Here is a 24,100-nt window from a genome sequence, read left to right as displayed (position 1 = left end):
TCCTGTTTGTTTGGTCACTTACAGTATAGTCCTTTTGGGCCTTTTATCGTATTTTGAAATCAACTAGCACCACGGGTATATGATAAAAAAATATAGCATAGAAAGCATTACTAAACCAAAGGAGGGGCAGACTTTGAAGGGAAGATACGTTATTTTAGGGATACTCAGTCAAAGCGAAAAAACGGGCTATGAAATCAATGATATTTTACAAAATCGACTGTCCTATTTTTACGACGGCACCTACGGGATGATATACCCTACTCTCAGGAAACTTGAGCAAGAAGGTCTAGTCTCTAAAAAAATCATCGTCCAAACAGGAAAACCCAATAAAAATGTGTACTCTATAACGCCTGCTGGCGAAAAAGAGCTGCTAAATTATCTGGAGTCAGATGTGGCAGATGATAGTTTCAAGTCTGATTTTTTGATGCATCTCTTTTTTGCGACCAATTTTAGCGATCAAGAGATTGTCAAACTCATCGAAGACGAAATCGCAAGAAAAGAACAAAAAATCGCCCAGCTAGAGAAAAACTATGAGATTTGGAAAGAGCAGGGCATCAGCAAAAACCAAGAGCTGACCTTGCGTTATGGCTTAGCACAGTATATCACCAACAAGCAATTTTTAGAAGAAGAATTAAAAAACTACAAAGAACATTAAAAAGGTCTGATGATAACCATCAGACCTTTTGTTATTCTCGCTACTTCTTAGCAGCTTTGTCTTTTTCTTTTTTCTCACGCTCTAATCGTAGTTTACGGTTAGGGTTTAGCTCATTGAATAGGGCTTCTAGTTTGTCAGCATTCCAGACATCTGCTGCTGAGACGAAATTGCCGTTTTCGTCCTTAAATGATATGGGTTTATCTCCCATAGTCGCCTCCTTTTAGTCAACAAACTCAAACTCGAAATTGCCAATGCGAACGATATCGCCGTCCTTGGCTCCACGCTCACGTAGCGCCTCATCAACCCCCATACCACGCAACTGGCGAGCAAACTTCATGACAGACTCGTCACGCTCCATATTGGTCATGATAAAGAGTTTTTCAAGTTTCTCACCTGAGAGTACCCAAGCGGCATCATCAGCACGTGAAATTTCAAAGGGACGCTCGTCTTCATTGAAGCCATAGTAGACCTCATCTTGCTCCATATCGCTCTCATCATAAAGCAAGAACTCATCGGTCTTGTCAAGCAATTCTGCTGTCGCTTCTAAGAGATTATCCAAACCTTGATGAGACAGACTCGAGATTGGGAAAATCATAGGCAGCTCATCAAACTCATCATAGCCAGCTGCTAGCTTTTCCTTGAAGACACGTAAGTTTTCCTGCGCTTCTGGCATATCCATTTTATTTGCCACGATAATCTGTGGACGTTCCATAAGGCGCAGATTGTAGCTCTCAAGCTCGTGGTTAATGGCTAGGTAATCCTCGTAAGGGTCACGCCCTTCGCTAGCTGACATGTCGATGACATGCAGGATAACACGGGTGCGCTCAATGTGGCGCAAGAACTGTGTCCCTAAGCCGACACCTTGGCTGGCACCCTCGATAAGCCCAGGAAGATCCGCTATAGCAAAGCTCTCGCCAGACTTGGTACGCACCATACCGAGATTTGGGACAATGGTGGTAAAGTGGTAAGCACCAATCTTAGGTTTGGCTGCACTGACGACACTAAGTAGTGTCGATTTTCCGACAGATGGGAAACCAACTAGACCAACGTCAGCTAAGATTTTCAACTCCAGCTGCAAGTCACGCTCTTCACCAGGTTCGCCATTTTCAGCGATTTCTGGCGCTGGATTGCGAGGGGTGGCAAAGCGGATATTACCTCGCCCACCACGTCCACCGTGTGCAATGACAAACTCCTGCCCATTTTCAATCATATCGGTGATGACCTTGCCAGTATTGGCGTCACGCACCGTAGTACCAGGAGGAATCGGGACAATCAAGTCCTCTGCTCCACGACCGTGCATACCCTTGGTCATGCCTTTTTCACCAGCTTTTGCTTTGAAATGGCGATTATAGCGAAAATCCATGAGCGTACGCAGACCCTCGTCCACTTTAAAAATGACAGAACCACCTCGTCCGCCATCTCCGCCCCAAGGACCGCCGTTAGGGACATACTTTTCCCTGCGAAAGGCAACCATGCCGTCTCCGCCACGACCTGCTTTGACGCTGATTTTTGCTGTATCTAAAAACATACTCATTTTTATTATTACCTATTCTTTATCAGTTTAAAAAAACGCTTATAAAGCGCTTTACAGTTACATACCTGTCACACCAGCAAGAGCTGAGAACAATATCCCTCCGATGGTCACGATAATCATCACAATCACGACAATCATCGTTAACTTTTCAAACGGTGTTTTCTTACGTGGCCCATTATCTCCAAATGCCATGACATACTACCTCTTTTTGCTTGTTTCTATTATCTTACCATGAAATCAGCCTTTTCGCAAATAGAAAACTATAGTAGCACATCAAATGCCGCAAGCGCTTCTAGCTCTTCTTCTGTGAGCCTGCGATAAGCCCCTAGCGCTAGCTTATCATCAAGTTTTAGCGGTCCCATAGTTAGGCGCTTTAGCTGCACCACCTTTTTACCACGACTTGCCACCATACGCTTGACTTGGTGAAATTTCCCTTCTCGGATGGTGATATGGACGAGACAAGTCTCCTTTTGGCTGTCACTTGTAATGATAGCAAGCTTTGCTGGCTGACAGGTAAAGTCCTCTAAGACGATACCAGCAGCAAAAGCTTCCACGTCCTCTGGTGTCATCAGACCTGCAATCTGCGCTTCATAGACCTTGTCCACGTGTTTTTTAGGTGATAACATGGCGTGCGCAAGCGCACCGTTATTGGTCATGAGGAGAAGCCCTGTGGTATCTCTATCCAGTCGTCCTACTGGAAAGACTTGCTTATTTTTAGCGGTGTCATCGAGCAGGTCAAGCACGGTCTTATGCGCTTTATCCTCTGTCGCAGAGATGACACCAGATGGTTTATTGAGCATATAGTAGACAAACTGCTCATAGCCTAGCACCTGACCTTGATAGCTAATGGTGTCTGCTGTCTCATCAACTTGAGTCTTGCCTGATGTGACGATACTCTCGTTAACACGGACGGTTTTCTTTTTGAGCAGAAGCTTAACCTCTGTTCGTGACCCTATGCCACAGGCAACTAAAAATTTATCTAAACGCATGCGAACTCCTTTACCCTTTTATTATAGCATAAAGAAAAAGACTGAGAAACTCAGTCTTTTGGTTAATCTTCATTTGGATGGCTGACAATCAACTCAAGCTCACCTGTTAGCTCCCAGCTACCAACATCATGAGGAAGAATAAAGTGGGCGCCTTTTTTGATAGGGTAGCTAGTACCCTCAATCACCAGCTGTCCTTGTCCCTCTAAGACACTAAGAAGAAGATAAGGAGCTGTACGCTTGAAATCAACTTGATCTGAGATTTGCCATTTATAAACAGTAAAGAAGGCATTTGCGACCAGTGTGGTCAAGTCAAGGTTTCCACTGATAATACGAGCTGGAGTGCTGTTAGCGGGTTTGCCAATCGTTAAGACATCGATGGACTGTTTGAGGTGCAGGTCACGGGTCTTGCCTGAGGCGTCCTTACGGTCAAAATCATAAACACGGTAGGTCGTATCGCTAGATTGCTGGGTTTCTAAAATGAGAATGCCTTTGCCGATAGCGTGCATGGTGCCACTTGGCACGTAGAAGAAATTACCAGCCTTTACAGGAATCTTGGTCAAGAGGTGTTCCCAATCGCCTGCTGTAATCATTTGCGCCAGTTCTTCTTTTGACTTGGCATTGTGCCCATAGATAATCTCTGCACCCTCATCGGCTGCAATCACGTACCAGCACTCGGTCTTGCCAAGTTCGCCTTCATGCTCAAGAGCGTAGCTGTCGTCAGGGTGTACTTGCACACTCAGCCAGTCATTAGCATCTAAAATTTTGGTCAAAAGTGGAAAGACCTCAGACTTTGGATTGCCAAACAAAGCCTTCTCCTCACGATAGAGCTGGTCTAAGCCGTAGCCTTTATAGCGACCATTTGCGATTGTTGAGACACCATTTGGGTGCGCTGAAATCGCCCAGTATTCGCCCGTTGTGGCGCTTGGAATCTCGTAGCCAAAGACATCACGTAACTTTGTCCCGCCCCAGATTTTCTCATGCATTTGTGACTTTAAAAATAATGGTTCTGCCATGTTTTCTCCTTAATAGAGCCTTATTTATCAAAGCGTTTACATCAATCATTTTAAAAAAGACCGTCGCCATCACGACAGCCTTTTAAGAGATTATTTAACAGCGTCTTTAAGAGCTTTACCAGCTTTGAATGCTGGAACTTTTGAAGCTGCGATTTCGATTTCTTTACCAGTTTGTGGGTTGCGACCTTTACGAGCAGCACGTTCACGCACTTCAAAGTTACCAAAACCGATAAGTTGTACTTTTTCACCTTCTGAAAGGAATTCAGTTACTGCTGCAAAAACTGCGTCAACAGCTGCGGCTGAATCTTTCTTTGTTAAGTCTGTAGCTTCTGCTACTTTTGCAATCAAATCTTGTTTGTTAGCCATTTTAACAAATCCTCCAATAATTTATAAGCTTATGCTTTAACAAAAACTATGATACCTAAAAATCGCTGTTACGTCAAGTTATTAACGTTTTGAAGCGCTTTTTTTCTTAAAAATATCAAAGATAAATTGGTCATTGACCAGATCAATACTGGTAGCTTTGAGATAGATACCAGCATCGTTTTTGAGGTTCTGCAAATTGATGGTAATCGTGGCTTTTTGAGGGTTGACAACGACAATATCAGGCAGTTTGTAGCTGGATTTGATGTATTGCAAGACTTCCTTTTGAGGTAGTGAGAGCGTCCCAACTGAAAAAGATGTCACCTTTAGCTGCACAGCACCATTTGAGAGGCGCAGCGGCTCAAAGTAGACGTAAAGCGGCACTTCGTAGCCTAGTAACGTGTATGTCCCCTCAAATAAAATGGAAGACGAGGCGGCATAGACCTGATAGGAAAAGTCCTTGCTCTGATAATCGCTCAAAAAAGCTGCAATGGTGTCGTTTAACTCTTCCTTGTGCGTGGTAAAGGTGCCGACTTTGACACTGCTTGCGGTTTGATTAACCGTCTTTTGGCTGCTGGACTCTCTTGGCTGTATCAAACGGCTGGTCACCACACCGATAAAGCCGATATTGATGGCAAGAAGCAGCAAAAGCCCCCACTTCCACCAGTTAATCTTTCGTCCAAGAATCTTTTGTTTCACTGATTTTCTCCATTACTTGATCTGACATGATTTGATAGCCGATGTTATTGGGATGGAAATGATCTCCCTCAAAGAGGGCATCGTTTAGGACATTGGTCTGCGTGCCAGAAGTCTGAACGATACCTTCTTTTCCATCAATGCCCTTGTAGAGTGCGTCATTGATAGGAACAAAGTAGACATTTTGGTACTCTTTGACAACCTCTTCTGTCGCTGTATTCCAATTGTCAATGACCTCTTGCATTTGGGTCATATCTGGAAAATTGAGGTAAAAGGGATTGTAAATCCCAAGAACATAGATGGGAAGCGTGCTGTTGTCTTGTCGTGCCACTTCAATGATTGAGCGCAGGCGCTTCTGATAAGCTTTAGCAGGCTCTTTAAAGCTATTAACGCTAAGCTTGGTCAGATTTTTACGGATAACCGCCATGACATCATTACCACCAACGGTAAGCGTCATCAGATCGGCTTTTTTGAGAGCACTTTGGATTTTGGTCTGCTTTTTCATGCGACTCAAAATCTGAGCACTGGTATTGCCCGAGATACCGTAATTCTCACTATGCACCGTGTAGCCATACTTGCTCTCTAGTGCTTGCGCTAAAATGGGCACAAAACCGCCTTGGTCGGTCGTGTCTCCGACCCCTTGCGTCAGCGAGTCACCGATTGCTACATAATTGAGCGTCTTTGTGCTCTGCTTTAAAAAGTCTGCCTTAGTCAGTTTGGGGTCAGACTTTGGGATGAGCAGGTTAAAGAGCAAAATGGATAAAACAAGACTCACTAAAAAGAAAGCAAGTCCTGTTATTACTGATTTTTTACTCATAGCGCACCATAACTGCAAAGGCATTCTCACCCGTATGGGTCTGGATGATAGAACCTGTCTCAAGTATAGAAATTGGAGCTCCTAAGACTTTTAATTTTTCCTTGAAAGTATTTGCCAAATCAGCCGTTCCACAGTAAGAAATGCCAATCTCTGCGATTTTGCGTCCTTTGACATGCTCCATAAACTGGTCAAACCATTTGTTAAAGGCTTTAGCACCACGTCCCTTGACAATTGGCACTAGCTCATGGTCTTTCATCTCAACAACGACACGGATGTTTAACAACGATGTCAAAACACCAGTCACACGTCCGATACGTCCACCTTTGACAAGGTTTTCAAGAGTAGAGACACCCATGAAAAGCTCAGACTTTTCACGCACTTCATTGACACGCTCAACAACAGCAGCTAAGTCTGCACCGGTTCTTGCGAGTTTTGCAGCCTCTACCACTTGGAACTTCTGACATTGGTCTGTGAAGGTGGAGTCAATGACCGTCACCTCAACGCCTGCTAGATTTGCCCCTTGGCGAGCAGCTTCGATAGTCCCTGAAAGCGTATGTGATAGGTGAATAGAGACGATGTCTGTCGCTCCTTCTTGGTACAAACGCTCATAGACCTCGGCAAAAACACCAACGGGTGGTTGGCTGGTTTTTGGGAGATTTTTGCTGTTACGCATTAGGTTAAGGAATTTGCCTTCCTCTTTGAGGTCACTATCTGAATAAAGGACGCCATCAACCATGACAGATAGTGGCACCACCGTAATATCAAGTTCTTTTATAAGTTCGGGTTCGATTGTAAGGGAGGAATCCGTTACAATTTTTACATTTGCCATAATCTTTTCCTGTCTAATATAATAATTCTCCTCTCTATTATACCAAATTTTAAGGAAAACCGTATTGACAAAATCAAAAAGATTGGAAACCCAATCTTTCTACGCTTTTTTGAGCAATTCTCTGGCTTGTGTGCGAGCGGCTTCTGTGACGTCGCTACCTGCAAGCATTTTAGCAATCTCTTCGACACGCTCATCCTCATTCAGCAAGCGCACCGTTGAGACCGTTGAGTTGTCGTCAGAGACTTTCTCGATGAAAAACTGATAATCGGCAATAGCAATGACCTGTGGTAAATGCGATATGGCAAGCACCTGCGAGTGACTACCAATCTTATAAATCTTTTGAGCGATAGCCTGCGCCACACGCCCAGACACACCAGTGTCCACCTCGTCAAAGACAATGCTAGTCTTGTCCTCCTTGCGGGAAAAGGCAGACTTGATGGCTAACATCAAGCGTGAGATTTCACCGCCAGACGCCACCTTGACCAGCGATTTAAAGCCTTCACCTGGGTTGGTCGAGATGTAAAACTCGATGACTTCATTGCCGTCCTTACCAAACTTACCTTTAGTAAAGTTGACCTTAAAGTCTGCTTTTTCCATGTACAGCTCGGTCAACTCCTGCTTAATCTCGGCTTCTAAGACTTTTGCTAGCTCGTGACGCTTGTCGCTCAATAGCTTAGCGGACTGGATGAGTTCTTTTTCCAGTTTTTTCAGCTCCAGCTCTAGGTCGTTGCTAGCGCTGGTATTGCCTGTGAGGAGATTGTACTCTTTGACGCTATTGTCAAAATACTCGAGTACATCGTCCACGCTGCCGCCGTACTTGCGTGTAATGGCGTTGATGGTGTCTAGTCTACTCTCGATTTTTTGCAGGTAGCCTGCGTCAAAGTCCAGATTGTCAATGATGTCCTCTAGGCGCTTTGTGACCTCTTCAAAGACATAGTAGCTGTCTGTCAGGCTGGTTGAGAGCTCCTTGTAGTCAGGGTCAAACTCCTCAAGCGTTATCAGCTCGTTCATGGCAGAGCGGACATTTGAGAGGCTAGAGAACTCTTCATTGTCCAGCATGACAAAGGCATTGTTTAGCGTATCTGCGATGTTTTTGTAGTTCATGAGCTTATCACGCTCTTGGGTGAGTTTTTTATCCTCACCAGACTTGAGATTAGCCGCCTCAATCTCTGCAATCTGAAACTCCAACATCTCAATGCGCTCTTTGTGCTCTTTTTCATTTTTTTGCTTGAGAGCCACTTGCTTGCGCAGCTCACGGTAAGCCTCAAAGGTCTGACGATAGCTAGACTTGATGGTTTTAAAGTCGCTGTCGCCAAACTCATCAAGCATATGGATGTGAAGTTGTGGGCGCATGAGCTCTTCTTGGTCGTGTTGTCCATGAATATCAACCAAGTGCTGTCCGACGGCACGTAGCGTAGTCAGATTGACCATGCGTCCGTTGATACGACTGACGCTACGTCCATTGTGAAAGATTTCTCTGCGGATAATCAGCTCATCTGAAAAAGCAATGCCATTCTCCTCCAAGATATGAGCCAGCACAAGATTGTCATTGACCGAAAAGAAGCCTTCAATCTCAGCCTTGTCCGCACCGTGACGAATGACCTCAACGCTGGCACGTGCCCCAAGCATCATATTCATGGCGTCAATGATGATGGACTTTCCAGCGCCAGTCTCTCCAGTAAGCACAGTCATGCCATTATCAAAAGTCAAGGAAATCTCCTCAATGATGGCAAAGTTTTTGATGGAAATTTCTAATAACATGCCTGCTCCTTTCTAGGACTCCGTAAACATCCACTCTGTCAAGGTCTTTTGCACCTGCTCTGCTACTTTTTCTTCTCTCACTAAAACCAGCAGGCTATCATCATCTGCTATAATGCCTAACAAATCAGACGTAAAGCGGTTTTTTAGACGTGTTTTGAGCACACGGCTGTTGCCTGGGATGACATCAACCGACAAAAAGAAAACCTCGCCAAAAATAGGCTGTGACACTGTCAAAATAGGACTCGGCTTTTTCTTGACCACATCAGGTCTAGCTGGCATTTCGACTTCCTTAGAAAAGCCGTAAATGTAGTGTCCTGAGCCAGATGGCACCTTGATAATGCCGATTTCATTCATATCTCGGGAAATGGTCGCTTGCGTCAAGTGCATGCCACGCTCATCTAGCAAATCTAACAGTTCTTGCTGGGTCTCGATAGCTTCTGTCGTTACTAGCTCCTTAATCACTTCTAAGCGCTCTTTTTTTTTCATCATTTCTTAAACTCCTCATGTGCTTTTTCGATAATGGTATCTATCTGGTTAATCACCATATTTTGCGGATTGTCCTCTTTTTTCAAATGCGCTAAAAATTCGATATTGCCATGTCCGCCTTGTATCGGTGAAAAATCAAGCCCACAGACAGCATAGCCAGACTCTAGCGCAAACTGACACACTTGCTGGATGACCATCTCATGAACTTTTTTGTCCTTGACAATGCCATTTTTCCCAATGTGTTCTCGCCCTGCTTCAAACTGCGGCTTGATAAGAGCCACCACCTCGCCACCATCAGCTAAAACTTTAGAGAGAGCTGGTAAAATCAAACCCAGCGAGATAAAACTCACATCAATGGAAGCAAAGGTCGGCTGACCATGGGTAAAATCACTAGGCTCAGCATAGCGAAAATTGTACTGCTCCATGCTGATGACACGCTTATCTTGGCGGAGTTTCCAGACCAGCTGGTTGGTCCCCACATCTACAGCGTAGACCAGCTTTGCGCCAGACTGTAGCATGACATCGGTAAAACCACCTGTTGACGCTCCAATATCAAGCGTGGTCGCTCCCTCAACAGAAATGCCAAACACATCTAGTGCTTTTTCTAACTTTAGCCCACCACGACTGACGTAGCGCAGTTTTTCGCCCTTTAGCTTGAGCTCGGTGTTGCTGTCAATCTTCTCACCTGGCTTATCAAAGCGCTCACCATTTAAAACAGCGATGACAAGACCTGCCATGACGCCACGCTTGGCTTGCTCTCTGGTTTCAAAAAGCCCTTGTTTGTAGGCAAGAACATCTACTCTTTCCTTAGCCATCTAGTCGTAACCTTTCTAATAACGTTCTTAGTTTTACAAAGTTTCTTGCTTGCTTGGCTTCTAGTTTTTGGACCAGCGCTAGCGCTTGGTTAAGGCTGTCCTCAAGGATATGGTAAGACTGGTCTAAGCCTTGTAAGCTCGGATACGTGGCTTTCTGTGCAGTCACATCTTTCTTTGGCGTCTTGCCCAAGGTCTCAAAGTCCGCCGTCACATCTAGGATGTCATCTCGCACCTGAAAGGCTAGACCAACCAGCTGACCTACCTCCTCTAAAAGTGCCTGCTCATCCTGCGACACTTCTGCTAAAAGCCCTGCTGCTAAGAAAGGATAGGTCAGAAGATAGCCTGTCTTGTGGCGGTGAATAGCTGCCAAGTCTACTAGAGAAGGCTGCGTATGCTCAGCTGCCATATCCAGCATTTGCCCAGCCACCATACCAAACGTTCCTGACGCTTGCGAGAGAGCCTGTATTAGCTTAATCTTGACGCTATCAGCCAAGTCTGCCTCAGCCATCAAGCCAAAAGGGTCCAAAAAGAGACTGTCCCCAGCTAAAATAGCCGTCGCCTCATCAAACTGCTTGTGATTGGTCAAGCGTCCACGACGATAGTCGTCATTGTCCATGGCAGGCAAATCGTCATGAATCAAGCTGGCGGTGTGAATCATCTCAAGAGCAGCCGCCACATCATAGTGACCAGACTCAAGACTCACACCAAAGTCCTCCAGCAAATCTAGTAAAATCAGCGGGCGTAAGCGTTTACCTCCGCCATCAACCGAATACAAAATCGCCTCAACTAGTCTCTCTGAAACAGCCCCATGTCGCTCATAGTAGGCATGAATCGCCTCGTCTACGTATTGCTTTTTATCCATTAGCTGTCCATCTCTACTTCTGTGCCGTCGTCTTGCATGACAGTGACTAAGGTCTTTTCAGCTTCTTTTAGCGTCTGTTGCAGCTCTTTTGAAAGAGCCATGCCCTTTTGAAACTCGCTGATGGCATCCTCTAGCGCCACATCACCTGTCTCAAGCTTGGTGACGATAGCTTCTAGTGCCTGTAAATTTTCCTCAAATGTGTGTTCTTTTGACATCTTCTACCTCAACTTCTAGCTGACCATCTCGCATGATAATCTGCAAGTGGTCGCCCTTTTCTAGCGCTTTAGCACTGGATAGTGCTGTTTCATTTTGTTTGACAATAGCGTAGCCCCGTGCCACAATGCGTGAGGTATCTAGTGACAAAAGCGCATCCTGTGCTCGCTCAAAGCGTGCTAACTTGCTGTCGTATTGATTGGTCATGGTCGTTAGCAACAGACGCTTGAGATGAGCTAGATTTTCTTTATTTCTCTCGATTCTCTTTGACAAATCAAGCCCCAGTAAGCGTTGCGTGAGCAGTACTTCTTGCTGCTGATTGTGGCTATAAATCTGGCGCATGCTGTTTGAAAGCTCCATACTCAAGCGATCAAGCTTTTGCATGTAGCCGTCATACAAGCGCTCTGGCTGACGAAAGATAACCGACTGACGAGACTTGGCTAAGCGTTCTTCAAGACGCTTAATGGTCGCAAGTGTGGCTTGATAGCTCCGTTGCCTGCGCTCAGCTACAAAGGCAAGTACATCCGCCTTGGTCACAGGTGTAGCAAGCTCTGCCGCAGCTGTAGGCGTTGCTGCACGTTTGTCTGCGACAAAGTCTGATAAGGTCGTGTCTGTCTCATGTCCGACACTGGAGATGATAGGCAGACGAGACTCAAAAATCGCCTCCACAACCGCTTCTTCATTGAAAGCCCAGAGGTCCTCAATCGTCCCACCGCCACGTCCGACAATCAAGACGTCCAAGTCCTTGCGCTGATTGGCTTTTCGGATATTGTCTACAATCTCTTGGGCGCTGCCTTCACCTTGCACCTTGGTGGGAAAGAGCACAATGTCCACACCAGCAAAACGGCGTGAAACCGTGGTGATAATATCTCTAATCACCGCTCCACTAGGACTGGTGACCACACCGATTTTCTTTGGGAAGCGTGGAAGTGCCTGCTTGTGCTTATTGTCAAAATAGCCAGCCTTAGTCAGTTTTGCCTTTAACTGCTCAAACTGCACCGCTAAAGCTCCTATCCCGTCTGGCTCTGCCTTTTCGATGATAATCGAGTAAGAACCGCTTGGCTCATAGAGCTCAATCCGTCCGATGACATTGATTTTCATGCCCTCTTCAAGCTCAAAGCCCAGCTCTTTAAACTGCCTTGCCCACATGGTCGCTTTGATAACTGCTTTTTCATCCTTGAGGGAAAAATATTGGTGACCAGCTCGAGGGCGAAAGTTTGAGACCTGTCCTGTCAGATAAACCCGCTCGAGATAAGGGTCTTTACTAAACTTCAAACTCAGATACTTGGTCAAGCTAGATACCGATAAATAATCTGTCACGAGGCGCTCCTTTCTAACATGAATACTTGCATACTGCTATTATTATACCAAATTTTAGTGGGCTTTTGCTAATCAAGACGCTAAAAAAGAGGGACAGCCCTCTTTTAGCTTTGGTCACAAGAGTCCTTAGTAGACAGACTCGAAAACTCTTTCATCACTTTGGATATCATTTGAGAGATACTTGTCGGAAGCACGATATAAGCGTCCTTACTCAGTTTATCTGCGATATAGGAGTGCAGGTAAGCCGCAGCAACAACCGTCTCAAAGAGATTGTCTCTAAACTGAGCGCAAAAGCCAGCAACCATACCTGCTAAGGTATCGCCCATGCCACCTGTCGCTTGATAAGGACCACCCACACCAAGCAAGCAGGCGCTATCAACTGTATAGACTGCCGTTGCTTTGCTCTTTGCTACCAAAATGGTTCCTAGTGGAAAATCTGCTAGCGCTGATTGGCTATTTGCCGCACTTTGCTCCTCTATCCTAAGCCCAGACAAGCGTTCCCACTCTTTTTGGTGTGGGGTGAGAATGACCTTGTTCGTCTTTAGCGTCAGTTTATGCCTGGCTAGTAAATTCAGAGCAGAGCCATCAATGATAAGTGTTTGGGAAGCGTTGATATTTTCTAAAGTCGTCTCAAAAACACTCTTTGCTAGTGTGTCCTCGCTCAAGCCAGAGCCGATAAGGATGACATCCGCTTGTCTGATAGCAGTCGTCAGACGTTCTTTATCACTCATCTCAAACGCCATTGCCTCTGGCAGATGGGCATGCAGGGCTGTGATATTGTCTCTATCTGTAGCGACACTGACTAGACCAGCTCCGCTATTGACACAGGCAAGAGCCGCCATGATGATAGCGCCACCATAAGGGTAGTGCCCTCCTATCAAAAGCACACGCCCAAAACTGCCCTTGTAGCTATCTCTAGGACGAGGCATGATGACTTTTTGAGCTATCTCGTCCGCCCTAAGCATGCTCTAAACTCCTAAGAGCTGCTTGATAGGTCTGCTCAAGGAGCATGGTAATGGTCATGGGACCAACGCCACCTGGTACTGGCGTGATGTAACTAGAGACGTCTTTGACCTCATCAAAAGCGACATCACCAATGAGCTTGCCATCACTATCTCGGTTCATACCGACATCAATCACAACAGCTCCTTCTTTGACAAAGTCCTTGGTCACAAAGTGTCCTTGACCGATGGCGACAATCAAGACATCCGCTGACTTGGCAACGTCAGAGAGATTTTGCGTGCGAGAGTGGGTGAGTGTAACTGTTGCATTTTTAGCCAACAAGAGCTGCGCCATGGGTTTTCCAACGATATTACTACGCCCAATGATAACAGCGTGCTTGCCCTCAAGGTCAATATCATAGGCTGCCAACATCTCCATGATACCAGCTGGCGTGCAAGGCACCATGATAGGGCGTCCGCTCCAGAGGTGCCCAGTATTGATAGGGTGAAAGCCATCGACATCCTTATGGGGGTCTATTGCCATGATGACCTTTTTGTCATTGATATGCTCGGGAAGTGGCAACTGCACCAAGATACCGTGGATAGTGTCGTCTTGATTGTAGTCCTCAATCAAGGCAATCAATTCCTCTTCGCTAATGCTACTTGGTACACGTTTAGTTTCGCTCTTAAAGCCTGCCTTTAGCGCTGAGCGCTCTTTATTGCGCACATAGACTTGGCTGGCTGGATTGTCACCTACTAAAATCACCGCTAAGCCCGGTACTACGCCGTAGTCGTCCTTCATCTGCTGCACCTTGCTTGCTAGTTTGTCCTGCATTTGAGTAGCGAGTGCTTTTCCATCTATAAGTGTCATATCTTCTCCTTATCATCTCTTTTCTTTCTTATCATTATATCGAAAAGCCTTGCAAAACGCTATCATAATCACAAAAAATACCGCTTTCTAGCGGTATTTCTCTTATTTGACGGTTGTCATCAGGTAATCGCCGATATTGACACGCACCTCTTGGGTCAATAGAACATCGTCATAGTCTGCTGAGTTGGTCACAATGACGAGTGTGATGACTGGAGGCCCTGCGTCACGGATGGTTGCTAGATCAAACTCTAGCAGTTTGTCGCCTGCTGTGACTTTTTGTCCCACCTCAACAAAGCTCTTAAAGCCCTTACCAGCCAGAGAAACAGTATCCATACCGACATGGATGAGGATTTCAGCGCCGTTTTCAGTGCGCATGCCGACAGCGTGCCCAGTCGGAAAGACCAGCGTAATCTCACCGTTGCTTGGTGCGACAACAGTTCCGTCTGACGGATTGATAGCCAAACCTTTCCCCATAGCACCTGAGGCAAACACTTCGTCAGGGACATGGTCAAGAGCGACAACCTCACCAATCATAGGACTCGCAATAAGCTCTTGTTGCAGTTCTTTGAGTTCTGGTGTTGTTTCTTCTTGTGGCTGACTTTCTTTTGGCTCACCGTAAAGGTTTGGAATGGTGACAAACTGTGTGAGCACAAATCCAATGACAAGGTTAAGAGCCATAACAATGACAAAGTGAACAGCGTTCATAGCGTTTGCTGAAGAATAGAATGATGGAATCGCAAAGAGTCCCATACCGACCTAGACATACATTTTGACATCAAACAAACCAAGATAAGCACCTGTGATTGCACCTGAAATGCAGGTCATTATAAACGGTGTGCGCATAGGAAGAGTAATCCCGTAGATAGCTGGCTCAGTTACCCCAAAGAGAGCTGAGATAAAGGCTGGAATAGCAAGCTCACGAACTTTTTTCTCCTTGGTACGAATCATGATGTTCAGAAGAGAGCCTGCTTGTGCAAAACAGATAGTAAATGACGCTACCAAAATAACACTTTGATGTCCTTGTGATAATTCTAAAAATACAAGTGGCACCAAGCCCCAGTGCAGTCCAAACATAACAAGCACTTGCCAAGCCCCACCAAGGATAAGACCGTACAAGATTGGACTGACCTTGTAAAGAGAGGTAAAGATAAGTCCGACAAGGTCACTGGCGTAGTTCATGACTGGACCAATAGCTAGAAAAGCGAGTGGCACTGTAATCAAAAGCACACAAAACGGAACCAGAAAGACCTTGACCACGTCAGGAACGATTTTCTTAAAGAAATGTTCCAGCTTAGCACCCACCCAAACCGTGAGGATAATCGGAAGTACTGTTTGCAGATAGCTAGAAGCAGGAAAAACAACTGGAATGCCTAGAAAGTCAACACTGCCTTTTGCAAAACTGGCTGCGATATTAGGATAGACCAGCGCAAAAGCGAGCGCCATCGCTGTAAAAGGCTCCATCTTGAAACGCTTAGCTAAGGTAATGGCTAAAACGATTGGCAAGAATTGAAAGAGCCCGTCACCAGCAGCATTGAGGATGATGTAGACACCTGCTGTATCCTTGACCCCAAATGCTGCTAGGATAGCGACCAAACCTTTTATCATACCTGACGCACACAGCACACCTAGCATAGGCTGGAAGATACCAGACACCAAGGAGATGAATTGGTCGAGGAGATTACCTTTAGGGACATCCCCCTCATCCACATCGACACCACCATCGCCAGAGATACCAGAAACCTTGAGCACTGCCGCATAGACATCTGGGACGTGATTGCCAATAACGACTTGATACTGACCACCTGCTTTGACCACTGTCACGATACCATCACGCTGTTTGAGATAGTCGTCATCAGCCTTGCTTTCATCCTTTAGGGTAAAGCGCAAGCGTGTTACGCAGTGAACGAGTTTTGCGATATTATCCTTACCGCCGACATGAGCCACAATATCTTGTGCTAACTCTGTGTAATCCTTAGCCATAAGAGCCTCCAAATAAAACTATTTTGCCTAAAAAGCAAACGAAAAAACCTAAACAAATATCAAATAAGACACTCCACCCCACGGTAAAAAAGTCGCTTATTTCATATTTATCTAGTTTTTGTCTACTTATCAGTAACAATCCTTTTTGATGGTTCTATTACAGCAAACGCTTACACATAATGCAAGCGTTTTTTTGAAAAAATTTTGATTTGTTTTAAAAATGGCTAAGATACCCGTGGTGCTAGTTGATTTCAAAATATCTCAAATTATAGGCTAGTACGATTTGTTCTATTCTCAATTGCAAGCCTGTTGTCCCTCTGGCTAGAGTTTGCTTCATATTGAAAAGAGCACAAAGTTCTGAAAATCGTGTCTCTATAGTCCTCCTCATAGCCATTAGTTCCCAATGGTTATGTTGCTTAGCACCTGACATATTTTGACGCAGAGGAGTCCAAAGATGATAACCTTTGTTTGAAGGATTCAGGACAATAATCACGATATAGCTGATAACAAAGTTTTGATAATTTTTTGATATTCCATTGTAAGTGATGGGATTTAGCGGTATACTGTAAGTAGCTCATTTGGACTAACCTCCTGTTTGAACACTTACAGTATAGTCCTTTTGGGCTTTTTATTGTATTTTGAAATCAACTAGCACCACGGGTAAAATAAATTATATTTTGATACTGTCAGCAAGGCTAAGTCACCAGTAGCACGTGTGGCTGAGATTGAGACCTTACTAAAGGATAGAAGGTCAAAGCCTCGCTATATCATTGTGACGAATTTTGAGGAATTGGCTAGTAAGGATACCAAAACGCAAGATACTTTGCAAATTGCTTTTGGGGATTTGCCTGCTTATGCGGATTTCTTTTTGGCGTGGAATGGGATTGAAAAGGTGGACTATGTCAAGGAAAATCCAGCCGACATAAAGGCAACTGAGCGCTTTAAACGTCTTTATGAAGCTTTAAAAGAGATCAATCACTTTGATGATCGCAATCAAGAAGAAAAAGCATTTAATCTCTTTCTCATTCGACTGCTCTTTTTACTTTTTGCAGAAGATACGGAAATCATGCCAAAAGGGATTTTTACTAAGGCTATTAAAACGCGGTCTCGTGAGGATGGTAGCGACTTAAAAGCCCTCTTGAATCAGATTTTTAAGAGCTTGGATATCCCTATGCGTGACCCTCAAGAAGCTTGGTTGAAGGACTTTCCTTATGTCAATGGCAAGCTCTTTAAGGACTCCGAAATCACTCTAGACTTTGATAAAAAGACACGAAAGCTGATTTTAGAAGCAGGGGAGTTGCTCAACTGGAACGACATTAACCCTGATATTTTAGGTGCGATGATTCAAACGGTAGCTAGTAGCGAGGAGCGCTCCGAATCTGGCATGCACTATACCTCTGTAGAAAATATCATGAAAGTCATTAAACCGCTGTTTCTTGATGACTTGACGGCTAGTTATGAGACTATCGTCGCTAAAATCAACGACAATGAAGATAAGGATACGACTGCTAAGACCAAGAGTGCCAATCGTAAGGTTTACGAGAAAGAGCTGGAAGACCTTCGTAAGCGCCTGTCACAGATTAAGTTCTTTGACCCAGCTTGTGGCTCAGGTAACTTCCTCATCATCACCTATAAAGAGCTATGACGCTTAGAGATTAAAATCGTCAAAACGCTTCGAGAGTTGACAGGCAAGCATGATGTCAATTTATTTGAAGAATCACAGATTAAGCTAGCGCAGTTTTACGGTATCGACTTGGATGATTTTGCGCATGAGGTGGCACGCCTGTCCCTCTGGATAGCAGAGCACCAGATGAACGTCGAGGCTAAAGAGGAAATCAACATGAAACAGGCCCTCCTCCCTCTAAGAGACGCAGGAAATATCACCCACGGTAATGCCCTCAGACTTGACTGGGACAAAATAGTCCCTCACAGCCCAACAGATGAAATCTACCTGATAGGCAATCCACCGTATATAATAAACTTTAAGTTTATAAAAAAGGAATCAGATGTTTCTGATTCCTTCCATACATGCTAAATTGGTATATTGTATCATTATAATCGGCAACTATAAATTACAATTTCCCACCTATCCCTTTAAATTTCTCTACAAACTGACTGATTTTTTGAAAAACCGTTTGTTTCTTAGTGTGATACTTCGGATTTAAAGTACTCATTTTAGGTAGTGCCTCATTTAGTGCTGTTCCATTTTCACTAGCATATTCATTCCGTAAAGATGTCTGAATATAGCGTTTGGCTGCCTCTTCATCGAGAGATTCTTCCTTTATCAACTCTAACACTTCTTTTTGTTGCTCCTTTTGAGCGTAGGTGAAAAATTGTTCAATAATATCTGCTCTATCCACAAAATTATCTAAATCACTACCTTTTATAAAGGACACAATCAAATCTTCTTTAGCACGGTTACCAAGACTAGAACGAATCGTTCTCCTAATATCCTCGATTAATACCTGCTTATTGTCTACTTTTTTGTTAGTCTCAAAAATAAGCTCTAAGATATAGTCAAGATTGATTTCCTGAGATTTCAACAATTCTACTTCAAAAACGACTGAATCCCAGTCAAGATGAGAGTCACTATCCTCTTGGTTTTGACGTTCATTGGTATACCAATCTTTAATATCATTGTAAGTGGAACGATAATCTTGGACTTGTCTAATCGTTGGGATAGAGAGAGTCTTTAATTCCTCTAAAGCCTCATCATCAATATGATGTGTCGCTTGAAACGTTGCTACTTCTTCGTCATTGTCTAAATCAATTGTTTGCAAGTCTTGTAGACTAATAAAATCATCATAGTTTTGCAGGATATTTTCCAGTTTAAGGTATTTTCCAAACAAAGTAACAAACGTTTTTTTATCGCTCTCTTTCTCAATCTTACTTGGGTCGGGGAATTTTTCTTGCAATTCTTGAACAACAGCCAAATAACCTTTCTGTTCTTCACCGTCATCCATATAACCATTTAAATACTCCTGATAAGAGCGTTCCAAAAGAATCTCTGCTGTTCCAGATTTTCCAAACAATGAGATAGCATCTGTGGTTGCTTTTTCTAAGTCACGGAAAGTCACAATATTTCCAAAAGACTTGGTGGCATCGTAAATACGATTTGTTCGTGAAAATGCTTGAATAAGACCGTGATAACGCAAATTTTTGTCAACAAAAAGAGTGTTTAGAGTCTTAGCGTCAAACCCTGTCAAAAACATACCGACCACTATCAAGAGGTCAATATCTCTATTTTTTACTCTTTTAGCTAAATCTTTATAGTAATTTTGGAATTCTTTACTACTTGTAGAATGTTGAGTACCAAATAAACCATTGTACTCCGTGATACAATTCTCTAAAAATTCTTTACTGCTAGCATCTACCAAATCTGATGGTGTAAAAGTTTCATCATCAATATCACCAATAGAAGATTGCACTTCATTCTGCGCAAAAGAGAAAATCGTTGCTATTTTTAGAGGATTATCGCTAGTTTCTTGTAGCTCATTCAATTTTGTATAATACAATTTAGCTGCTTCGACACTAGAAACCGCAAACATTGCATTAAAGCCTGTGTCTGTATGACGATGTGTTTTTTGATTAAAATGCTCTAGGATATAGCGAGAGATTTCCTCAATCCGTGTTGGATGTAATAAAGCCCTCCTATTTTCCGCCGCCGATAATTTTTCTAAGTCTTGCTCTGTCTCATACTCTTTGAACTGTGGTCTAACATCATTATAATCCACCATGAACTTCAAAACTTTTTGGTCACGAATGGCATCTGTCAACACATAAGCATGTAGCTCCGCTCCAAATATGGAGGCAGTAGTCTCAGAACCAAGGGCATTTTCTACCATGATAGGGGTTCCTGTAAAACCAAACTGACAATACTTTTTAAATTTTTGACGTAATCTCTTTTGAGTCTCACCAAATTGTGACCTGTGACACTCATCAAAAATAAACACAACTTGCTTATCATAAATACTGTGTTGAGACTCTTTAGTCATAAAATGGTTCAACTTTTGGATAGTCGTTACGACAATCTTATTATCGTCTTTTTCGACATTACGTTTTAAACCCGCTGTACTATCTGAACCATTGACCGAATCTGGCGAAAATTTTTGATATTCTTTCATGGTCTGATAGTCTAAGTCTTTTCTATCAACTACAAAAAATACCTTGTCCACCTCGTCCATCTCTGTAGCTAATCTTGCTGCCTTAAAACTAGTCAAGGTCTTACCTGATCCTGTCGTATGCCAAATATAGCCACCTGTCTCAGGTCCACTCTTTTGTTTTGAAGCAATAGCAGAGCGAATTTTCCAGATGATGCGCTCCGTAGCCGCTATCTGATAGGGGCGTAAAATTAAAAGCGTATTACTAGTATCAAATACCGAGTAATTAATAAGCACATTCAACAAAGTCTGCTTACTTAAAAAAGTAGCTGTAAAGTCTTTCAAATCTTTAATAGGGTCGTTATTTTTCAACGCCCAATTCATGGTAAAATCAAACGAATTACTATCTCGTTTAATGGTATTAGCAAAATAACGACTATCTGTTCCATTAGAAATAACGAAAATTTGTACGTATTTGAACAGCGAATTCTCTTCGTTAAAGCTTTCCTTACTATATCGATGAACTTGATTAAAAGCTTCTCTTATAGCAACACCACGCTTTTTTAACTCAATCTGCACCAAAGGTAAGCCATTGACCAAAATCGTTACATCATAGCGGTTGCTACTTTTCCCCTTTTGCTGCATTTGATTGATGACCTGTACACTATTACAACTGATATTTTTCTTATCCCAAAGGTAGATATTTTGAAGATGCCCATCGTCAAAGATAAAATCATAGATATAGTCATCATGGAGCTTACGTGTTCTATCCACCAAGCTTTCACTTGGTTTGTTGAGATACTCCGCTAAAAAACGACGCCACTCACTAGCGTTAAACTGCACGTGATTAAGCTTTTCTATCTGTATCTTAAGATTAGCCAACAGAGCTTCTGGCGTTGTCACATCTTTCAAATACTCATAACCTTGAAGAGACAAGTCTGCAATCAACTCTCGCTCTAAATCCGCTTCAGTCTGATAATGGCTTGGTTGCTCTTTTTTGTCATACCGGTCTAAAATGATAAAGTTTTTTGATTCGACAATCGTGTCTGTCTGCACTCGTTTTGCCATAACTACTCCTTTTCTCTATCAAACGTCAATAAATGCTCCCTAAAATACTCGTACTGTTTCTGCCGCAATTCTATTTCCTTTGGTAGCCCTTTTGTTAGGTCGCTCGTCAACATGTCAAACATATCGAGAATAGAAACAATACGGGTTTGTTCAAACAATGATGGTAGTTTAATAATAAAGGTTTTCATATCTTTAGCATTGATCCGAATCACTTTTGTTCCTGTCACCTTACGTTCTTTCTGCCTTTGAAAATGAATGGATTGAAAGTAATAATTCATATATCTAGCATTTTGCGAGGTAACCAGACGATAAGCATCCCCAGAAATTCCTACCTCCTCATCACCTTCCCAGACCACTGCCTTTCCAACATCTTCCACATTCTCAGAAGTTGTTGCCATGATAATATCATTGGGTTGCGCTTTTCTCAATTTATCAAAAACTGCCTTTTCTGCAAAGGATATCGTTTTCTTCGTTGAAAAACCATAACGTGTATAGATTTGCCCATAATGAATAACTGGGTAACCTTCTTCAACGAAATCTTTCTTTTGCAAACCATTTCCACGTGTAAGGTCGCACACACTCCCCAACTCTACACGTATCGTTCCAAAGACCCAAGTCAAGAGCCTAATTACCCATTTACTGTACTGTCAGCATACACGCCTTCGGCGGCGAAGGTCAAGAGTTGATCTCGGAAAAATTCATATTGTTTCTGACGTAGTTCAATCTCTTTGGGTAGTCCGATATTTAGGTCGTTACAGACTGCGTCAAAGTTGTCAAGAACTTGAACGATACGGGATTGGACCGTTTTCGTAGGCAATGGTATTTTATATTTCTCAGTATCATTACTTGAAATTTGTGGCATCTGCATATTACCAGCAATATGCTGGAAATGTGATTTGTTATGATTTAGATAATGATAAACATACCGTAAATTTACATCCTCGCTGTCAGAACTATATGACCAAAATTCATTTTTAAAACTAAATGATTTTGTATAGTATTCAAAGTCAATAATTCCACGGGATTTAACAATGATTGCCTCTTCGTGATGAACATCTTTCTCAGGAATATCACCATAATCCACATCAGCGAAGGTCTTGCCACCTGCAAAAATCCGAATAGGAGCGCCATCCTTATGTAACTCTTTCATCTGTCTAGCAGTAACTTTTGTTCCACGTCCCTTGACTAATATCTCCCCCAACGTCTTCCACTCTACTTGATAAACTTTATTGTTCGCCCCCCCCCCCCCGAACTATCTGTGTCAAAGTTTAAAAGCTTATCCCGATAATAAGTATATTGCTTTTGGCGTAAGGTCAATTCTGTAACATAATCAGTGAATTTGTCAAGTATTTTGACTATCTCGTTCTGAATTTCTAGAGGAGGAATAGGCATTTTTAACTTTGTTAGCTTGTCACTCTTCAAAGCTGGAATACCTGCTCCGTGTTGAAATTCCATCAAATAATTCTGATTCATCTTTAGAAAATGGTATAAATAGCGATTGTCCACTACTGCCATATCCGGCAATAAATAATAGCAATGTGCATTAGCCCAGAAACGAGATTCAACAAAATTGACAAAACCAGCGGATGCACCTCCTTGACTAATAATAATCGTATTAGCTTCTACATTATAGCTATCGGTTCTACCTGAGTAAGTTTTGCCACCATTATAAGCTGGATACTCACCATCAGCTGTTAATAAGGTTTTATTAAGTTGCTTCCCTTTATTAACTTCGCAAACTTCACCCAACTCTTTCCACTCCACTCCATCAGGACAAAGGTCTTTAATCATCTCATCAATGTAGGTCATATCAGCTCAACTCCTCGACAATCTTATCAATCTCTGTCCGCAAGCGGTCAATGTTTTTCACGGTCTCAGCAATTTCTTTATTAAGAACATCAATATCAATCTTCTCTCGCGTATCCTCTTTTTCCACATAGGTTGAGACAGAGAGGTTGTAGTCCGCCTCAGCAATTTTTTCTTGGGAAATGAGTTGGGCAAAATACTCTTCATTATTCTTATGCTCAACACTTTCCAGAATTTTCTCGATGTTCTCTTCTGTCAAGACATTATTATTGGTTTCTTTTTTGAACTGCTGGCTAGCGTCAATGAAGAGAACATCTGTTGTCGGCTTATTTTTAGCAAGGATAAGGATACAGGTCGCGATAGATGTCCCAAAAAAGAGATTATCAGGCAACTGAATAACAGCCTCAACAAAGTTTCCGTCTACCAAATATTTGCGGATTTTTTGCTCCGCACCACCACGATAAAAAATCCCAGGGAAGGTCACAATAGCCGCTCTGCCTTTATTAGACAAATAAGAAAGGCTATGCATGATGAAGGCAAAGTCCGCCTTAGACTTGGGCGCCAGAATCCCTGCTGGGGCAAAACGGTCATCATTGATAAGCGTCGGGTCATCGCTACCAATCCACTTAATAGAATAAGGCGGGTTGGACACAATAGCATCGAAAGGCTTGGCGTTGCCGTGTTTGGGATCTAGTAAGGTATCACCTCGCTCTATACTGAATTTGTCATAATTGATATTATGCAAAAACATATTCATACGAGCAAGGTTATAGGTGGTCATATTGATTTCTTGACCATAGAAGCCATCTTCAATAATGTGCTCTGTAAACTGTTTTTTCGCTTGTAAAAGGAGTGAACCCGAACCGCAAGCTGGATCGTAAATCTTATTAATTTTATTATCTTCACCCGTGGTGCTAGTTGATTTCAAAATACGATAAAAGGCCCAAAAGGACTATACTGTAAGTGACCAAACAAACAGGA

Annotated in this window: 23 protein-coding genes and 4 pseudogenes; 2 read left to right on the top strand and 25 right to left on the bottom strand. The window is 43.1% G+C overall.

Annotated features, from left to right (window positions below):
- Positions 1 to 133 precede the first annotated feature (133 nt).
- Positions 134 to 655 carry a PadR family transcriptional regulator gene (locus AALA56_RS07570; protein ID WP_369909466.1) on the top strand — a complete coding sequence of 174 codons (522 nt, stop codon included), beginning with the start codon at positions 134 to 136 and terminating at the stop codon, positions 653 to 655.
- Between the two features lie 40 nt (positions 656 to 695).
- On the opposite strand, the gene AALA56_RS07565 is transcribed toward AALA56_RS07570, so the two are convergent.
- The 20 genes and pseudogenes from AALA56_RS07565 to AALA56_RS07470 form a co-directional block, all read right to left on the bottom strand.
- On the bottom strand, positions 696 to 863 hold the full coding sequence (locus tag AALA56_RS07565; protein ID WP_369909465.1) for a hypothetical protein: 168 nt from the start codon (positions 861 to 863) through the stop codon (positions 696 to 698).
- A 12-nt stretch (positions 864 to 875) separates the two neighbouring features.
- Positions 876 to 2,189, bottom strand: coding sequence for a GTPase ObgE (obgE, locus tag AALA56_RS07560; RefSeq protein ID WP_369909464.1), 1,314 nt, complete (start codon positions 2,187 to 2,189; stop codon positions 876 to 878).
- Between the two features lie 57 nt (positions 2,190 to 2,246).
- Positions 2,247 to 2,381, bottom strand: a complete 135-nt coding sequence (locus AALA56_RS07555) for a DUF4044 domain-containing protein (RefSeq protein WP_369909463.1) — start codon at positions 2,379 to 2,381, stop codon at positions 2,247 to 2,249.
- A gap of 68 nt (positions 2,382 to 2,449) precedes the next feature.
- A complete protein-coding gene (locus AALA56_RS07550; RefSeq protein WP_369909462.1) occupies positions 2,450 to 3,178 on the bottom strand; it encodes a pseudouridine synthase in 729 nt (242 codons plus the stop codon).
- 62 nt (positions 3,179 to 3,240) lie between these two features.
- Positions 3,241 to 4,191, bottom strand: a complete 951-nt coding sequence (gene manA, locus AALA56_RS07545; RefSeq protein ID WP_369909461.1) for a mannose-6-phosphate isomerase, class I — start codon at positions 4,189 to 4,191, stop codon at positions 3,241 to 3,243.
- A 90-nt stretch (positions 4,192 to 4,281) separates the two neighbouring features.
- Positions 4,282 to 4,557: an HU family DNA-binding protein gene (locus tag AALA56_RS07540; RefSeq protein WP_115270472.1), complete on the bottom strand. Its 276-nt coding sequence runs from the start codon at positions 4,555 to 4,557 to the stop codon at positions 4,282 to 4,284.
- A gap of 81 nt (positions 4,558 to 4,638) precedes the next feature.
- Positions 4,639 to 5,253 carry a YpmS family protein gene (locus tag AALA56_RS07535; protein WP_369909460.1) on the bottom strand — a complete coding sequence of 205 codons (615 nt, stop codon included), beginning with the start codon at positions 5,251 to 5,253 and terminating at the stop codon, positions 4,639 to 4,641.
- Positions 5,222 to 6,067 (bottom strand): SGNH/GDSL hydrolase family protein, encoded by an 846-nt coding sequence (locus AALA56_RS07530; protein WP_369909459.1) that lies wholly within the window; start codon positions 6,065 to 6,067, stop codon positions 5,222 to 5,224. Before AALA56_RS07530 ends, AALA56_RS07535 begins: the two co-directional genes overlap by 32 nt.
- Positions 6,060 to 6,896 carry a DegV family protein gene (locus AALA56_RS07525; RefSeq protein ID WP_369909458.1) on the bottom strand — a complete coding sequence of 279 codons (837 nt, stop codon included), beginning with the start codon at positions 6,894 to 6,896 and terminating at the stop codon, positions 6,060 to 6,062. Before AALA56_RS07525 ends, AALA56_RS07530 begins: the two co-directional genes overlap by 8 nt.
- 99 nt (positions 6,897 to 6,995) lie before the next feature.
- On the bottom strand, positions 6,996 to 8,657 hold the full coding sequence (recN, locus tag AALA56_RS07520; protein WP_369909457.1) for a DNA repair protein RecN: 1,662 nt from the start codon (positions 8,655 to 8,657) through the stop codon (positions 6,996 to 6,998).
- A gap of 12 nt (positions 8,658 to 8,669) precedes the next feature.
- Positions 8,670 to 9,146 (bottom strand): arginine repressor, encoded by a 477-nt coding sequence (locus tag AALA56_RS07515; protein WP_241154472.1) that lies wholly within the window; start codon positions 9,144 to 9,146, stop codon positions 8,670 to 8,672.
- Positions 9,143 to 9,958 (bottom strand): TlyA family RNA methyltransferase, encoded by an 816-nt coding sequence (locus tag AALA56_RS07510; RefSeq protein ID WP_369909456.1) that lies wholly within the window; start codon positions 9,956 to 9,958, stop codon positions 9,143 to 9,145. Before AALA56_RS07510 ends, AALA56_RS07515 begins: the two co-directional genes overlap by 4 nt.
- Positions 9,951 to 10,820, bottom strand: a complete 870-nt coding sequence (locus AALA56_RS07505) for a polyprenyl synthetase family protein (protein WP_369909455.1) — start codon at positions 10,818 to 10,820, stop codon at positions 9,951 to 9,953. Before AALA56_RS07505 ends, AALA56_RS07510 begins: the two co-directional genes overlap by 8 nt.
- Complete coding sequence (locus AALA56_RS07500; protein WP_115270488.1) at positions 10,820 to 11,035, bottom strand: exodeoxyribonuclease VII small subunit; 216 nt, start codon at positions 11,033 to 11,035, stop codon at positions 10,820 to 10,822. Before AALA56_RS07500 ends, AALA56_RS07505 begins: the two co-directional genes overlap by 1 nt.
- Positions 11,013 to 12,353 carry an exodeoxyribonuclease VII large subunit gene (xseA, locus tag AALA56_RS07495; RefSeq protein ID WP_369909454.1) on the bottom strand — a complete coding sequence of 447 codons (1,341 nt, stop codon included), beginning with the start codon at positions 12,351 to 12,353 and terminating at the stop codon, positions 11,013 to 11,015. The genes AALA56_RS07500 and xseA overlap by 23 nt, the downstream gene beginning before the upstream one ends.
- Before the next feature lie 104 nt (positions 12,354 to 12,457).
- Positions 12,458 to 13,318 (bottom strand): NAD(P)H-hydrate dehydratase, encoded by an 861-nt coding sequence (locus AALA56_RS07490; RefSeq protein WP_369909453.1) that lies wholly within the window; start codon positions 13,316 to 13,318, stop codon positions 12,458 to 12,460.
- The gene (locus AALA56_RS07485; RefSeq protein WP_369909452.1) at positions 13,311 to 14,165 is read right to left on the bottom strand and encodes a bifunctional methylenetetrahydrofolate dehydrogenase/methenyltetrahydrofolate cyclohydrolase; all 855 of its coding nucleotides are present in this window, start codon (positions 14,163 to 14,165) and stop codon (positions 13,311 to 13,313) included. The genes AALA56_RS07490 and AALA56_RS07485 overlap by 8 nt, the downstream gene beginning before the upstream one ends.
- A 102-nt stretch (positions 14,166 to 14,267) precedes the next feature.
- On the bottom strand, positions 14,268 to 14,915 hold the full coding sequence (locus tag AALA56_RS07480) for a PTS sugar transporter subunit IIA (protein WP_369909451.1): 648 nt from the start codon (positions 14,913 to 14,915) through the stop codon (positions 14,268 to 14,270).
- A 9-nt stretch (positions 14,916 to 14,924) separates the two neighbouring features.
- Positions 14,925 to 16,145, bottom strand: a pseudogene (locus tag AALA56_RS07475) (PTS transporter subunit EIIC); the annotation flags it as partial.
- Positions 16,146 to 16,386: 241 nt separating this feature from the next.
- Positions 16,387 to 16,611, bottom strand: a pseudogene (locus AALA56_RS07470) (IS982 family transposase); the annotation flags it as partial.
- A 198-nt stretch (positions 16,612 to 16,809) separates the two neighbouring features.
- On the opposite strand from AALA56_RS07470, the pseudogene AALA56_RS07465 reads away from it, so the two are divergent.
- Positions 16,810 to 18,180: pseudogene (locus AALA56_RS07465) on the top strand (DNA methyltransferase); the annotation flags it as partial.
- A 37-nt stretch (positions 18,181 to 18,217) separates the two neighbouring features.
- Here AALA56_RS07465 and AALA56_RS07460 read toward each other — a convergent pair.
- The 5 genes and pseudogenes from AALA56_RS07460 to AALA56_RS07440 form a co-directional block, all read right to left on the bottom strand.
- Positions 18,218 to 21,313, bottom strand: coding sequence for a type I restriction endonuclease subunit R (locus AALA56_RS07460; protein WP_369909450.1), 3,096 nt, complete (start codon positions 21,311 to 21,313; stop codon positions 18,218 to 18,220).
- 2 nt (positions 21,314 to 21,315) lie between these two features.
- A complete protein-coding gene (locus AALA56_RS07455; protein ID WP_369909448.1) occupies positions 21,316 to 21,933 on the bottom strand; it encodes a restriction endonuclease subunit S in 618 nt (205 codons plus the stop codon).
- Positions 21,934 to 21,941: 8 nt separating this feature from the next.
- Positions 21,942 to 22,514 carry a restriction endonuclease subunit S gene (locus tag AALA56_RS07450; RefSeq protein WP_369909447.1) on the bottom strand — a complete coding sequence of 191 codons (573 nt, stop codon included), beginning with the start codon at positions 22,512 to 22,514 and terminating at the stop codon, positions 21,942 to 21,944.
- An 11-nt stretch (positions 22,515 to 22,525) separates the two neighbouring features.
- Positions 22,526 to 23,122 carry a restriction endonuclease subunit S gene (locus AALA56_RS07445; RefSeq protein ID WP_369909446.1) on the bottom strand — a complete coding sequence of 199 codons (597 nt, stop codon included), beginning with the start codon at positions 23,120 to 23,122 and terminating at the stop codon, positions 22,526 to 22,528.
- A 1-nt stretch (position 23,123) separates the two neighbouring features.
- Positions 23,124 to 24,023 (bottom strand): annotated as a pseudogene (locus AALA56_RS07440) (type I restriction-modification system subunit M); the annotation flags it as partial.
- Between the last annotated feature and the right edge of the window lie 77 nt (positions 24,024 to 24,100).

The organism is Streptococcus hyointestinalis, from assembly GCF_041225505.1.
In the GTDB taxonomy this organism is placed as follows: Bacteria; Bacillota; Bacilli; order Lactobacillales; family Streptococcaceae; genus Streptococcus; species Streptococcus hyointestinalis_B.
This window is presented reverse-complemented; position numbering and strand designations above follow the sequence as displayed.